The 12991-nt window shown below is 69.6% G+C and carries 12 protein-coding genes; 3 read left to right on the top strand and 9 right to left on the bottom strand.

Features of this window, described 5'->3' with window-relative positions; translation table 11 throughout:
- Positions 1 to 321 precede the first annotated feature (321 nt).
- From ACZ7EC_RS29310 to thyX, 3 genes are all read right to left on the bottom strand, one after another.
- Positions 322 to 2007 (bottom strand): ribonuclease J, encoded by a 1686-nt coding sequence (locus ACZ7EC_RS29310; RefSeq protein ID WP_471067253.1) that lies wholly within the window; start codon positions 2005 to 2007, stop codon positions 322 to 324.
- Between the two features lie 204 nt (positions 2008 to 2211).
- Positions 2212 to 3111, bottom strand: coding sequence for a 4-hydroxy-tetrahydrodipicolinate synthase (dapA, locus tag ACZ7EC_RS29305; protein ID WP_471067251.1), 900 nt, complete (start codon positions 3109 to 3111; stop codon positions 2212 to 2214).
- 236 nt (positions 3112 to 3347) lie between these two features.
- The gene (thyX, locus tag ACZ7EC_RS29300; RefSeq protein ID WP_471067249.1) at positions 3348 to 4076 is read right to left on the bottom strand and encodes an FAD-dependent thymidylate synthase; all 729 of its coding nucleotides are present in this window, start codon (positions 4074 to 4076) and stop codon (positions 3348 to 3350) included.
- Between the two features lie 196 nt (positions 4077 to 4272).
- On the opposite strand from thyX, the gene ACZ7EC_RS29295 reads away from it, so the two are divergent.
- Both ACZ7EC_RS29295 and ACZ7EC_RS29290 read left to right on the top strand, forming a co-directional pair.
- On the top strand, positions 4273 to 4509 hold the full coding sequence (locus ACZ7EC_RS29295) for a hypothetical protein (protein WP_471067247.1): 237 nt from the start codon (positions 4273 to 4275) through the stop codon (positions 4507 to 4509).
- A gap of 90 nt (positions 4510 to 4599) precedes the next feature.
- Positions 4600 to 5148, top strand: a complete 549-nt coding sequence (locus ACZ7EC_RS29290) for a hypothetical protein (RefSeq protein ID WP_471067245.1) — start codon at positions 4600 to 4602, stop codon at positions 5146 to 5148.
- Positions 5149 to 5289: 141 nt separating this feature from the next.
- Here the strand turns inward: ACZ7EC_RS29290 and ACZ7EC_RS29285 are convergent, their stop codons facing one another.
- The 5 genes from ACZ7EC_RS29285 to rpsO form a co-directional block, all read right to left on the bottom strand.
- The gene (locus ACZ7EC_RS29285) at positions 5290 to 5745 is read right to left on the bottom strand and encodes a hypothetical protein (RefSeq protein ID WP_471067243.1); all 456 of its coding nucleotides are present in this window, start codon (positions 5743 to 5745) and stop codon (positions 5290 to 5292) included.
- 14 nt (positions 5746 to 5759) lie between these two features.
- Entirely contained in the window at positions 5760 to 6512 is a 753-nt protein-coding gene (gene dapB / locus ACZ7EC_RS29280) for a 4-hydroxy-tetrahydrodipicolinate reductase (protein ID WP_471067241.1), read from the bottom strand.
- A gap of 51 nt (positions 6513 to 6563) precedes the next feature.
- A complete protein-coding gene (locus ACZ7EC_RS29275; protein WP_471067239.1) occupies positions 6564 to 7943 on the bottom strand; it encodes a M16 family metallopeptidase in 1380 nt (459 codons plus the stop codon).
- Positions 7940 to 10156: a polyribonucleotide nucleotidyltransferase gene (locus ACZ7EC_RS29270; protein ID WP_471067237.1), complete on the bottom strand. Its 2217-nt coding sequence runs from the start codon at positions 10154 to 10156 to the stop codon at positions 7940 to 7942. Before ACZ7EC_RS29270 ends, ACZ7EC_RS29275 begins: the two co-directional genes overlap by 4 nt.
- Before the next feature lie 332 nt (positions 10157 to 10488).
- Positions 10489 to 10776: a 30S ribosomal protein S15 gene (rpsO, locus tag ACZ7EC_RS29265; RefSeq protein WP_030177470.1), complete on the bottom strand. Its 288-nt coding sequence runs from the start codon at positions 10774 to 10776 to the stop codon at positions 10489 to 10491.
- Positions 10777 to 11058: 282 nt separating this feature from the next.
- Here rpsO and ACZ7EC_RS29260 point away from each other — a divergent pair, with 282 nt between their 5' ends.
- Positions 11059 to 11352, top strand: coding sequence for a DUF397 domain-containing protein (locus tag ACZ7EC_RS29260; RefSeq protein WP_471067235.1), 294 nt, complete (start codon positions 11059 to 11061; stop codon positions 11350 to 11352).
- A gap of 87 nt (positions 11353 to 11439) precedes the next feature.
- Here ACZ7EC_RS29260 and ACZ7EC_RS29255 read toward each other — a convergent pair whose 3' ends face one another.
- On the bottom strand, positions 11440 to 12936 hold the full coding sequence (locus tag ACZ7EC_RS29255; RefSeq protein ID WP_471067234.1) for an outer membrane protein assembly factor BamB family protein: 1497 nt from the start codon (positions 12934 to 12936) through the stop codon (positions 11440 to 11442).
- Between the last annotated feature and the right edge of the window lie 55 nt (positions 12937 to 12991).

Raw genomic sequence — 12991 nt, 5'->3', positions numbered from 1 at the left:
GTTGAGTTCTCAAGGAACGGTCGCTTCCTTTGTACTCACCCTCTCGGGCTTTCCTCCGGGCTTCCCTTCGGTGTTTCCGACTCTATCAGATCTTCGCGATCCGATTTCCTCGGTGCCTTCCGGTGCCCGCTCTCGCGTTTCCCTTTCCGGCGGTTCCGACTTTATCAGAAGTTCTGAGCCGGATTTCCCAACCGGTCCGAGGCACCTTGTCCAGCACGTGAAGTGCTGGGGTTCCCAACCCGGCGGGGTCGTAAACGTACTGGAGCGGGGCGCCCCGATGCAAATCGAGGCGCCCCGCTCCCGGTCCGAGCCGACGGGTCGTCAGACCTCCACGACCACGGGCAGGATCATCGGCCTGCGGCGGTAGTTGTCGGAGACCCACTTGCCGAGGGTGCGGCGGATCAGCTGCTGGAGCTGGTGGGGCTCCACGACACCGTCCTGGGCGGACCGCTCCAGGACCTCGTTGATCTTCGGGACGACCTCGGTGAAGGCCGCGTCCTCGATGCCCGAGCCGCGGGCCTGGATGTGCGGGCCGCCGGTGATCTTGCCGGTGGAAGAGTCCACCACCACGAAGACCGAGATGATGCCCTCGTCGCCGAGGATCTTGCGGTCCTTGAGCGCGGGCTCGCCCACATCGCCGACGGAGAGCCCGTCGACGTAGACGTAGCCGGCCTGGACCTTGCCGGAGATCTTGGCCTTGCCTTCGACCAGGTCCACCACCACGCCGTCCTCGGCGATGACGATCCGGTCGTGCGGGACGCCCGTGAGCGCGCCCAGCTCGGCGTTGGCGCGCAGATGGCGCCATTCGCCGTGCACCGGCATCAGGTTCTTCGGGCGGCAGATGTTGTAGAAGTACAGCAGCTCGCCCGCGGAGGCGTGGCCGGAAACGTGCACCTTGGCGTTGCCCTTGTGGACGACGTTGGCGCCCCAGCGGGTCAGGCCGTTGATCACGCGGTAGACCGCGTTCTCGTTGCCGGGGATCAGGGACGAGGCCAGGATGACCGTGTCGCCGTCGACGATGCGGATCTGGTGGTCGCGGTTGGCCATCCGGGACAGCGCCGCCATCGGCTCGCCCTGGGAGCCCGTGCAGACCAGGACCACCTCGTGGTCGGGCAGGTCGTCCAGCGTCTTGACGTCGACCACCAGGCCCGGCGGGACCTTCAGGTAGCCGAGGTCGCGGGCGATGCCCATGTTGCGGACCATGGAGCGGCCGACGAAGGCGACCCGGCGGCCGTACTCGTGCGCCGCGTCCAGGATCTGCTGGATGCGGTGGACGTGGCTGGCGAAGCTCGCCACGATGATGCGCTTGCGGGCGCCGGCGAAGACCGTGCGCAGCACGCTGGAGATGTCCCGCTCGTGCGCGGTGAAGCCGGGGACCTCGGCGTTCGTGGAGTCGGTCAGCAGGAGGTCGATGCCCTCCTCGCTGAGCCGCGCGAAGGCGTGCAGGTCGGTGAGGCGGTTGTCCAGCGGCAGCTGGTCCATCTTGAAGTCGCCGGTGTGCACCACCATGCCCGCGGGGGTGCGGATGGCGACGGCCAGGGCGTCCGGGATGGAGTGGTTGACGGCGATGAACTCGCAGTCGAAGGGACCGATGCGCTCGCGGTTCCCCTCGGCCACCTCCAGGGTGTACGGCCGGATGCGGTGCTCCTGGAGCTTGGCCTCGATCAGCGCGAGGGTCAGCTTGGAGCCGATCAGCGGGATGTCCGGCTTCTCGCGGAGCAGGAAGGGGACGCCGCCGATGTGGTCCTCGTGGCCATGGGTGAGGACGATGCCCTCGATGTCGTCGAGACGGTCCCGGATCGACGAGAAGTCCGGCAGGATGAGGTCGATTCCGGGCTGCTCCTCCTCAGGGAAAAGCACTCCGCAGTCGACGATGAGCAGACGGCCGCCGTACTCGAAGACCGTCATGTTCCGGCCGATCTCGCCGAGACCGCCGAGCGGGGTGACCCTCAGGCCCCTCGCGGGGAGCGGCGGGGGCGGGCCGAGTTCAGGATGCGGATGACTCAAAAGACTCTCCTCAACCACACGCGCCACGTACCGGTACGGCACGTGGCGCGCATGACGTTCGTGCGAAGCAGTTGTCGTTGGTGACGCGGGCACCGGTGGCCCGCCGTATTCGGTTGTGGTGTCTTCAGTTGTGAAGCTCCGGGAGCCACTGGAGCCTTTGGAGCTTCTGGACCGCGGGGGTCCGGGTGGTGCTGAAGTCTGTTGCTAGAGCTGTACCCCGCCGGCCGCAAGATCGATCTTGAGCTGGGCGATCTCCTCGGGCGAACACTCGACCATGGGCGAGCGCAGCGGGCCGCCGGGCAGTCCCAGCAGGTCGAGCGCGGCCTTGGTGGTCATGACGCCCTGGGTGCGGAACATGCCGGTGTAGACCGGGAGCAGCTTCTGGTGGATCTCGGTGGCCTTGACGACGTCACCGGAGGTGTACGCGTCGACCAGGGCGCGCAGGTCCGGGGTGACCAGGTGGCCGACGACCGAGACGAAGCCGACCGCGCCCACGGAGAGCAGGGGCAGGTTCAGCATGTCGTCGCCGGAGTACCAGGCGAGTCCGGACTGGGCGATGGCCCAGCTGGCGCGGCCGAGGTCGCCCTTGGCGTCCTTGTTGGCGACGATCCGGGGATGCTCGGCGAGCCGGACGAGGGTCTCGGTGTTGATCGGGACGCCGCTGCGGCCGGGGATGTCGTAGAGCATGTTCGGCAGGCCGGTCGCGTCGGCGACAGCCGTGAAGTGCCGGTACAGGCCCTCCTGCGGGGGCTTGTTGTAGTACGGCGTGACGACCAGAAGGCCGTGGGCGCCGATGCGCTCGGCCTCGCGGGCCAGCTCGATGCTGTGGTGGGTGTCGTTGGTGCCGACCCCGGCCACCACGTGGGCGCGGTCGCCGACCGCCTCCAGGACGGCTCGTACGAGATCCGCTTTCTCCGCGTCACTGGTGGTGGGGGACTCGCCGGTGGTCCCGTTGACGATCAGGCCGTCGTTGCCTGCGTCCACCAGGTGGGCGGCGAGCCGCTGCGCGCCGTCGAGGTCGAGTGCGCCGTCCGCCGTGAAGGGCGTGACCATGGCGGTGAGGACCCGCCCGAAGGGGGTCTGCGGAGTCGAGGTCGGAGCCATGGGTAACACGCTACTCGGTGCGCCCTGCGCGGTCTGCCCTTGGGGGTCCGGGCAAGTCAGGACAAAAGTGGAACCCGGCACTGCCTGCTCGGGGGTTCAAGCAGTGCCGGGCCCGTTTGATCAGGCTAGATGAACTTCTCTAAATGCCGCAATACGGACACCTCAGGAGGCTGACCCGCACATCCGTTCCGCGCGGTGGAACAGGGCCGCGGGCAGCCCCTTCGTCCGGGGCCCTGTTACGGGGCGACGCGGCCGTTCGCGTTGTAGGCGGCGTACGTCAGCGGCATGAGCTTCGCCCACTCCGCCTCCATCTTCTCGCCGACCATCTCGATCTCCCGCTGCGGGAAGGACGGCACCTTGGCCAGCTCGTGCTGGGTGCGCAGACCGAGGAAGTGCATCAGGGAGCGCGCGTTGCAGGTGGCGTACATCGAGGAGTACAGGCCGACGGGGAGCACCGAGCGGGCGACCTCGCGGGCGACGCCCTCGGCGAGAAGCTGCTGGTAGGCGGCGTACGACTGCTCGTACGACGCTTCCAGGGCGCCCTTGACGGCGCCGTGCTGCTCCGGTGTGCCCTCGACGAAGACGTACTTGCCGGGGCGGCCCTGCTGCACCAGCTTGCGGGAGGCGTCCGGCACGTAGAAGACGGGCTCCAGCTCCCGGTAGCGGCCGGACTCCTCGTTGTACGACCAGCCCACGCGGTGCCGCATGAACTCGCGGAAGACGAAGATCGGGGCGCTGATGAAGAAGGTCATCGAGTTGTGCTCGAACGGGCTGCCGTGCCGGTCGCGCATCAGGTAGTTGATCAGACCCTTGGAGCGCTCGGGGTCCTTCTTCAGCTCGTCCAGGGACTGCTCGCCGGCGGTGGAGACGCGGGCGGCGAAGAGGACGTCGGCGTCCGAAGCGCTGGACTTCACCAGCTCGACGGTGACATCGCTGCGGAACGTGAGCGACTCGGGGGTGGTCACGGGGGTTGGGGTCCTTCCCTCACTTCGGTGGTTCGCGCCCACCTTACGGGGCACCCGCCGGGGCCGGAGCGGGACCTCACCCCGAAAAACGCGCCGACGATTTTTTCCGACATGGGCACCTTTTGCGGTACTCGATCGTCTGTACCGGTGAGACCCGCACGTTCGATGCTGAAACGGGAAAGGAGTGGCAACCGCGATGTCCCGCCGGCGTGAGCCCGTACCCTTCGCCTTCCTCGCCGAGGGCGATACGTTCCGCAGCAATGTGACTCCCCCGCCGCGGCAGCGAGGGTCCTTCGGCGAGATAGCCGGGCGCTGGTTGCTGGCGCTGACCGTCGTGGCCGGGCTGGTGGGTGCGCTGCTCGTCGGCATGCCGGCGCTGTCCACGCCGGCCGATCCGCCGGCGCCGCAGTCCCAGGCGTCCCAGGGGCACTGACCCTTACGGCGGTTCCGGGCTGGTGAGCGGGCAGGCGGCCGGATAGCCTCACCGGGCACAGCCCCCGCGAGCAGCGAGTGAGGAACCGCCGTGCCCCTGCCCTTCCTGACGGCCGACCGTCCCTTCGAGGTGGCCTCCGAGAGCGCATTGCCGTACGACGACCGGGACCGCTGGCGGCGCCCCTACCGGCCCGGCCCATGGCGGGTGGGACTGGCGGCGCTGGTGCTGATGGTGGCGTCGTTCGTGCTGTTCGCTGCGGTGCTGATCGCGGTGACCGGGTCCTCGTCGTCCGCGGCGGTGGTACTGGGCATCGGCCTGGTGGTGATCGCCGGCGCGCTGCGCTTGCTGCGGGTGGGGGTGTGGGTGAGTCCGCGGGGCGTGCGGCAGGTCGGGTTGCTGAGGACGCGGACGGTGCCGTGGGCGCGGGTGGGCTCGGTGCGGACGGTGCAGCAGCCGGTGCGCTGGCTGGGGATGCCGAGGACGGTGCAGGGGCAGGCCCTGGTGCTGGTCCGGGAGGACCGGGCGGGGGACGCGGGGGTGCTGCTGACGACGGCGTCGCTGGACTTCCTCAACCGGCCGGCGGGGTTCGACCGGGCGGCGGATGCGGTGGAGGCGTGGGCGGCGGAACGCTGCCGGTGAGGCGCCCCGCGCAGCCGCGGCTGCCCGCGGCCGAAGCGTCCTACAGGGGCGCGGGGAACTGCGCGACAAGCGACCGCACGCCCGCGGTCCCGAGTCGGCCCGCGCACCCGCCGATCTGAAGTCGGCCGGTATCGCGCGGGATCAGACGTCCGTCGGGACGCGGCCCGCGTGCAGGGCGATCGCTCGTTGCATGGCCTTGCGGGCGCGAGGTGTGTCGCGGGCGTCGTGGTAGGCGACCGCCAGGCGGAACCAGCAGCGCCAGTCGTCCGGAGACGCCTCCGTCTCGGCCTTTCGGCGGGCGAAGACCTCGTCGGCCGAGTCGCGGTCGATACGGCCGCCCGCCGTGCGCTTGAGCTCGTCCACCGGCAGGCCCCCCTCCGCGTCGAGCTCGGCGGCGAGCTGGTTGGCCCGGCGGACGAACTGGGTGTTCTTCCACAGGAACCACAGGCCGATGACCGGCAGGATCAGCACCGCGACCCCGAAGGTCACGGTGAGGGCCGTACCGGTCTCTATGAGCAGCACGCCGCGGCTGCCGACCAGGACGAAGTAGAAGACCAGGACGGCGGCCGTGACGAGATAGTTGATCTTCGCGCGCATGGCAGGGAGTGTTCTCAGCTCAGGTCGAGGAAGTGCTCGAGGCCGAAGGTCAGGCCCGGAGTGGTGACCACGCGGCGCGCGCCGAGCAGGATGCCCGGCATGAAGCTGCTGTGGTGCAGGGAGTCGTGCCGGATGGTGAGGGTCTCGCCCTCGGCGCCGAGCAGCACCTCCTGGTGGGCCAGGAGGCCGCGCAGCCGCACGGCGTGCACGGGGACGCCGTCCACGTCGGCGCCGCGGGCGCCGTCGAGCGCGGTGACCGTGGCGTCCGGGGCCGGCGCGGTGCCGGCCGCGCGGCGGGCCTCGGCGATGAGCTGCGCCGTGCGCGTGGCCGTACCGGACGGCGCGTCGACCTTGTTGGGGTGGTGCAGCTCGACCACCTCGACCGATTCGAAGTACGGCGCCGCGAGCTGCGCGAACTTCATGGTCAGCACGGCCCCGATGGAGAAGTTCGGGGCGATGAGCACGCCGGTTTCCGGGGACTGGCCGAGCCAGCCCGTCAGCTGCGCGAGGCGGTCCTCGGTCCAGCCGGTCGTGCCGACGACCGCGTGGATGCCGTGGCGCACGCAGAAGTCGAGGTTGCCCATGACCGAGGCGGGAGTGGTCAGTTCGACGGCGACCTGGGCGCCGGTCTCCGCCAGCGTCTCCAGCTTGTCGCCGCGGCCGAGAGCGGCCACCAGCTCCATGTCCTCGGCGGCCTCGACCGCCTTGACCGCCTCGGACCCGATCCGGCCCCTGGCCCCGAGGACCGCCACGCGCAGCTTGCTCATCCTTGCTTCCTCACGATCCTTGCTGACTTGCCGACTTGTCGATTCCGAAGGTCAGGCGACGGCGTCGTGCAGTCGCGCGGCCTGTTTGTCCTTGAGCGGGCCGATGACCGACAGCGACGGGCGCCTGCCCAGGATGTCGCGGGCGACCGCGCGGACCTCGTCCGGGGTGACCGCGGCTATCTTCGCCAGCATGTCGTCCACCGACATCTGCTCGCCCCAGCACAGCTCGCTCTTGCCGATGCGGTTCATCAGCGCGCCGGTGTCCTCCAGCCCGAGGACCGTGGAGCCGCGCAACTGGCCGATGGCGCGGGCGATCTCGTCGTCGGTCAGCCCGTTGGCGGCGACCTGGTCGAGTTCGTCGCGGCAGATCCGCAGCACGTCGTGCACCTGGCTGGGACGGCAGCCGGCGTAGACGCCGAACAGGCCGCAGTCGGCGAAGCCGGAGGTGTACGAGTACACGCTGTAGGCCAGACCGCGCTTCTCCCGGACCTCCTGGAAGAGGCGCGAGGACATGCCGCCGCCGAGGGCCGTGTTGAGGACGCCCATGGCCCAGCGGCGGTCGTCGGTGCGGGCGAGTCCCGGCATGCCGAGGACGACATGGGCCTGTTCGGTCTTGCGGCCGAGCAGTTCGACCTTGCCGAAGGTGCGGATCGTACGGCTGCCGTCGCGCGGGGCGATGGGCTGTGCGTCCGGGGTCTTCAGCGCGCCCGCCTTCTCGAAGGCCGCGCGGACCTGGCGTACGACCTTGTTGTGGTCGATGTTGCCGGCGCAGGCGACCACGAGGTGGGTCGGGTCGTAGTGCTTCCGGTAGAAGCGGCGGATGCGGTCGGCGGTCAGGGCGTTGACGGTGTCGACGGTGCCGAGGACGGGGCGGCCGAGGGCGTTGTCGCCGAACATGGTGTGCGCGAACAGGTCGTGCACGCAGTCGCCGGGGTCGTCCTCGGTCATCGCGATCTCTTCGAGGATCGCGCCGCGTTCGACGTCGACGTCCTCCTCGGCGATGAGCGAGCCGGTCAGCATGTCGCAGACGACGTCGATGGCGAGCGGCAGGTCGGTGTCGAGCACGCGTGCGTAGTAGCACGTGTACTCCTTGGCCGTGAACGCGTTCATCTCGCCGCCGACGGCGTCGATGGCGGCGGAGATGTCCAGCGCGGAGCGGCGCGCGGTGCCCTTGAAAAGCAGGTGCTCCAGGTAGTGCGTGGCACCGTTCAGGGACGGGGTCTCGTCACGGGAGCCGACGTGCGCCCAGATACCGAAGGTCGCGGAGCGGACGGAGGGCAGGGTCTCGGTGACGACGCGCAGGCCACCGGGGAGGGTGGTCTTGCGGACGGTGCCGATGCCGCCGGTGCCCTTGATGAGGGTTTGGGTACGGGCGACGGCCCGCGCCTCCGAAGAGGGGCGGGCCGTCACCTGTGCGCTACGGGACGTCACTTCTCGGCGTCGTCCTTCGCCTCGTCGCCGTCCTCGCCCTCGATCACCGGGACGAGGGAGAGCTTGCCGCGCGAGTCGATCTCGGCGATCTCGACCTGGACCTTCTGGCCCACGCCGAGGACGTCCTCGACGTTCTCCACGCGCTTGCCGCCGGCGAGCTTGCGGATCTGCGAGATGTGCAGCAGGCCGTCCTTGCCGGGCAGCAGGGAGACGAACGCGCCGAAGGTGGTGGTCTTGACGACCGTACCCAGGTAGCGCTCGCCGACCTCGGGCATCGTCGGGTTGGCGATGCCGTTGATCGTGGCGCGGGCGGCCTCGGCCGAGGGACCGTCGGCGGCACCGATGTAGATGGTGCCGTCGTCCTCGATGGTGATCTCGGCGCCCGTGTCCTCCTGGATCTGGTTGATCATCTTGCCCTTGGGGCCGATGACCTCACCGATCTTGTCGACCGGGATCTTGACGGTGATGATCCGCGGGGCGTGCGGGCTCATCTCGTCGGGCCGGTCGATGGCCTCCATCATCACGTCGAGGATGTGCAGGCGGGCGTCGCGGGCCTGCTTGAGGGCCGCGGCGAGGACGGAGGCCGGGATGCCGTCCAGCTTGGTGTCGAGCTGGAGGGCGGTCACGAACTCCTTGGTGCCGGCGACCTTGAAGTCCATGTCGCCGAAGGCGTCCTCCGCACCGAGGATGTCGGTGAGGGTGACGTAGTGCGTCTCGCCGTCGATCTCCTGGGAGATCAGACCCATGGCGATACCGGCGACGGGGGCCTTCAGCGGCACACCGGCGTTCAGCAGCGACATGGTGGAGGCGCAGACCGAGCCCATGGACGTCGAGCCGTTGGAGCCGAGGGCCTCGGACACCTGGCGGATCGCGTAGGGGAACTCCTCGCGGGTCGGCAGCACCGGCACGAGGGCGCGCTCGGCGAGGGCGCCGTGGCCGATCTCGCGGCGCTTCGGGGAGCCGACGCGGCCGGTCTCGCCGGTGGAGTACGGCGGGAAGTTGTAGTTGTGCATGTAGCGCTTGCGGGTCACCGGGGAGAGGGTGTCCAGCTGCTGCTCCATGCGGAGCATGTTGAGGGTGGTGACGCCCAGGATCTGGGTCTCGCCGCGCTCGAACAGCGCGGAGCCGTGCACCCGCGGGATGGCCTCGACCTCGGCGGCGAGCGTACGGATGTCCGTGACGCCGCGGCCGTCGATGCGCTTCTTCTCCTTGATGACGCGCTCACGGACCAGGGTCTTGGTCAGCGAGCGGTACGCGGCGGAGATCTCCTTCTCGCGGCCCTCGAACTCCGGGAGGAGCTTCTCGGCGGCCAGCGCCTTGACGCGGTCCAGCTCGGCCTCGCGCTCCTGCTTGCCGGCGATGGTGAGCGCCTGGGCGAGCTCGGGCTTGACCGCGGCGGTCAGGGCCTCCAGCACGTCGTCCTGGTAGTCCAGGAAGATCGGGAACTCGCCGGTCGGCTTGGCGGCCTTGGCGGCGAGGTCGGCCTGGGCGCGGCACAGGACCTTGATGAACGGCTTCGCGGCCTCCAGACCGGCGGCGACGACCTCCTCGGTCGGCGCCTCGACACCGCCCTCGACCAGCTTGATGGTCTTCTCGGTGGCCTCGGCCTCGACCATCATGATCGCGACGTCGCCGTCCTCCAGGACGCGGCCCGCGACGACCATGTCGAAGACGGCGTCCTCGAGCTCGGTGTGCGTCGGGAAGGCGACCCACTGGCCGCGGATCAGCGCGACGCGGACGCCGCCGATCGGGCCGGAGAAGGGCAGACCGGCCAGCTGGGTGGACGCGGACGCGGCGTTGATCGCGACGACGTCGTACAGGTGGTCGGGGTTCAGCGCCATGACCGTACAGACGACCTGGATCTCGTTGCGCAGGCCCTTCTTGAAGGACGGGCGCAGCGGGCGGTCGATCAGGCGGCAGGTGAGGATCGCGTCCTCGGAGGGGCGGCCCTCGCGGCGGAAGAAGCTGCCGGGGATCTTGCCGGCGGCGTACATCCGCTCCTCGACGTCCACCGTGAGGGGGAAGAAGTCGAGCTGGTCCTTGGGGTTCTTGGAGGCGGTGGTGGCCGACAGCACCATGGTGTCGTCGTCCAGGTAGGCCACGGCGGAGCCGGCGGCCTGCTTGGCCAGGCGGCCGGTCTCGAAGCGGATGGTGCGGGTACCGAAGGCGCCGTTGTCGATGACGGCCTCGGCGTAGTGGGTCTCGTTCTCCACTAGCGTTTTCTCCGTTACTTATCGTCTTTTGTCCCTGGCCTGCCCGTGTGGCAGGGGGACGGTGGTGGAGAAGCGCGCCTGGTGCGGGCCGGTCTTCGATCGAAGCACCCGGGGTTCGCTTCCCCCGGGGGCCACTACCGAGGACCGGCGGCGGCGTGGTGCGCTTCTCCTCGTCTTGTGTCGTGCGTTCTTGCGTACTGCGTTCTTGCCTGGTGCGTCTTGCGTTGTGCTACCACACTACAAAGCGTGAGTGACACCGCGCACGTTTCCGCACGTACAGCAAAGGGAGCGGCCCCCGAGTCCTGTCGGGAACCGCTCCCCTCACGGCGTCCTTACTTGGCGCCGGCCGCACCGCGGCGGATGCCGAGGCGGTCGACCAGCGCACGGAAGCGCTGGATGTCCTTCTTCGCCAGGTACTGCAGCAGGCGACGGCGCTGACCGACCAGGATCAGCAGGCCACGACGGCTGTGGTGGTCGTGCTTGTGGGTCTTGAGGTGCTCGGTCAGGTCGGAGATCCGACGGGACAGCAGAGCGACCTGGACCTCGGGGGAGCCGGTGTCACCCTCCTTGGTACCGAACTCGCCGATGATCTGCTTCTTCGTAGCGGCGTCGAGCGACACGCGTACTCCTCATAGTCTGTTGAGGCCACCGAGTGCCCCCGGTCTACGTCTCGGGGGAGCTTCCGTGACTCGGAAGGCGGGGATCCGCTGCGCGCGGCCTCCAGGGCACGGGGCTCCGGGGGTGCGTACACGAACGGCCGTCACTCAGGGTACCAGGCAGCGGCGGGCCCGTTTCCCCCGGTCGGCGAACCCCTCCGGGGAGCGGCGTGCGGCCACTAGGGTGAGCATCAGGACTGTACGTCACCGGGACCGTACGTTACGTCGGGAAGGGGTCGCCGCGAGATGGCGGAAACGGAAGCCGAGATCAAGGCACGCAAGGAGCGCGAGCGCGACGAGCTGTACGCGCTCGACATCTCGGACGTCGAGTGGCACTGCGCTCCGGGCACCGAGGAGCACGAGGAGCGCGTCGAGATCGCGTACCTCCCCGAGGGGGCCGTGGCCATGCGCTCCTCCCTCGACCCGGACACGGTGCTGCGCTACACGGAGGCGGAGTGGCGGGCGTTCGTGCTGGGGGCGCGGGACGGCGAGTTCGACCTCAAGCCGATGGCGCACAACGGGGGGCTGGACGCCCAGTAGGGGCGCCGGTGAACGGCGGAAAGGGGCGGCACACCCTGGGGGTGCCGCCCCTTTTCCGCTGTGCGGGTCGGGTTCGTCCGATCGGGGTCAGTGCTTGAGGCCGGCGGTGCCGACGCCGAACACCGAGACGACCGAGCCTGCCTTGCGCGGGTCGTCGAACTGCAGTTGGTAAGGGGCGAAGAACGCGTGGCCCTGCTGGTACAGGATGAACGAGAAGTCGGGCTCGTCCTCCACCTTCCCCCCGTACTTGACGTCTCCCTCCGGCACGTGGAAGAGGAGGTACGGGGTCTCCTTGCCGGTGCGGGGGTTCCAGTCGACGATGGCCGCGGGCTGCACGTCGTCCAGGCTGCTGCGGTAGAGGATCAGGTCGTCGCCGTTCATGCGGACGGGGAGGACGGACTGGAACGGCCGGCCCTGGAAGGCGGCGACGGCCGTGCCCTTGCGGACGTCGAATGCCGTGATGTGGTTGCTGGGCTTGAGGAACTCGGTCGAGTCCTTGCTCATCACGAAGATCCGGTCGCGGCCGACCGCGATGCCGGTGCACTTGTCGACGACTCCGAAGTAGCCCATGGGGTCGGGGCCGCACTCGGGCTCGTACTTCTTCAGCGAGATGGTGGCCTGGAGCCTGCCTGTGCCGGGGTCCAGGGTGATCAGGTCCGTGACCATGGTGTCCCCGGCCGCGACGGCGATCACGGGCGGGGCGGAGGACGGCAGGTACACCTGCTGGACGCCTTTGCTGACCGGATACCGCCAGACGACCTTGCCGCTGCGCGGTTCGAGCTTCTCCACCCGGTAGGTCTTCTCGCCGGCCTGCTTGCAGCTGACCAGGGCCAGCAGGGCCGGGCCCCCGGCGTAGCCCGCGTCGTGGCACTGGGAGGTGGCGAGGGTGGTGTTCCACAGCCGCCTGCCGCTGTCCATGTCGTACGCCACCGAGCCCTGTCCCCAGGCGACGGCCACGACACCGCGGGTCAGGGCGAGGTTCGTGTCCGTGGCGTCGGCGAAGTCGGCGGACGGCATCTTCTGCTTCCAGAGCTGCTTGCCGGTGCCGAGATCGAACATGAGCACGTGGTCGCAGCTGCCGTGCGCCGACTGGACGACGACGGCGGTCCGGCCGTCGACGGTGACGTCATGGCCGACGGCGCAGACAGGGCCGTCGAGGCGCAGGGTCCAGGCCGTGTTGTCGGCGTCCAGCGAATCACCGATCTTGTAGCCGGTGATCCGGTCGGAGACGGCCCGCGCGACGATCTTGCCCGTCGCCCAGAGGCCGGGCGAGTACCGGTAGCGGCCCTTGGGGAGCTTCTCCTCGTGCCGGACGACGGTCTGGCCCTCCGGGGAGACGGGCGGTATCTCCGTGTTCAGGCGGTTGTCGCGCACGTCGTCCGGGGACTGCCGGGCCGGCTTGGCGTCGGTCGGACCCGTCCGGTCGCCGGACGAGTGGTACCAGAGCAGGCCGGCGCCGGCGCACAGCACGATCGCCACGGCCGCGGCGATCACCCCCAGGAGGCGTCGGCGGCGTCGGCCGCGCGCCTGGTCGGCGGCCAGCGCGGACTGTGTGTATGCGGACGGGGGCGGGCCGAAGTGCACGCTGCGAGGTCCTTCTCTTCGCCGCCTCGCCGGGGGCGGGCGGTCCGGCGGTACG

It is taken from the genome of Streptomyces sp. NPDC037203, from assembly GCF_055605065.1.
This window is presented reverse-complemented; position numbering and strand designations above follow the sequence as displayed.

Bases quoted from the DNA above. Each gene is read 5' to 3' on its own strand.
- ACZ7EC_RS29295 (WP_471067247.1), top strand. From the start codon at position 4,273: ATGTCCCGCCGGCGTGAGCCCGTACCCTTCGCCTTCCTCGCCGAGGGC.
- dapB (WP_471067241.1), bottom strand. From the start codon at position 6,512: ATGAGCAAGCTGCGCGTGGCGGTCCTCGGGGCCAGGGGCCGGATCGGG.
- ACZ7EC_RS29285 (WP_471067243.1), bottom strand. From the start codon at position 5,745: ATGCGCGCGAAGATCAACTATCTCGTCACGGCCGCCGTCCTGGTCTTC.
- dapA (WP_471067251.1), bottom strand. From the start codon at position 3,111: ATGGCTCCGACCTCGACTCCGCAGACCCCCTTCGGGCGGGTCCTCACC.
- ACZ7EC_RS29260 (WP_471067235.1), top strand. From the start codon at position 11,059: ATGGCGGAAACGGAAGCCGAGATCAAGGCACGCAAGGAGCGCGAGCGC.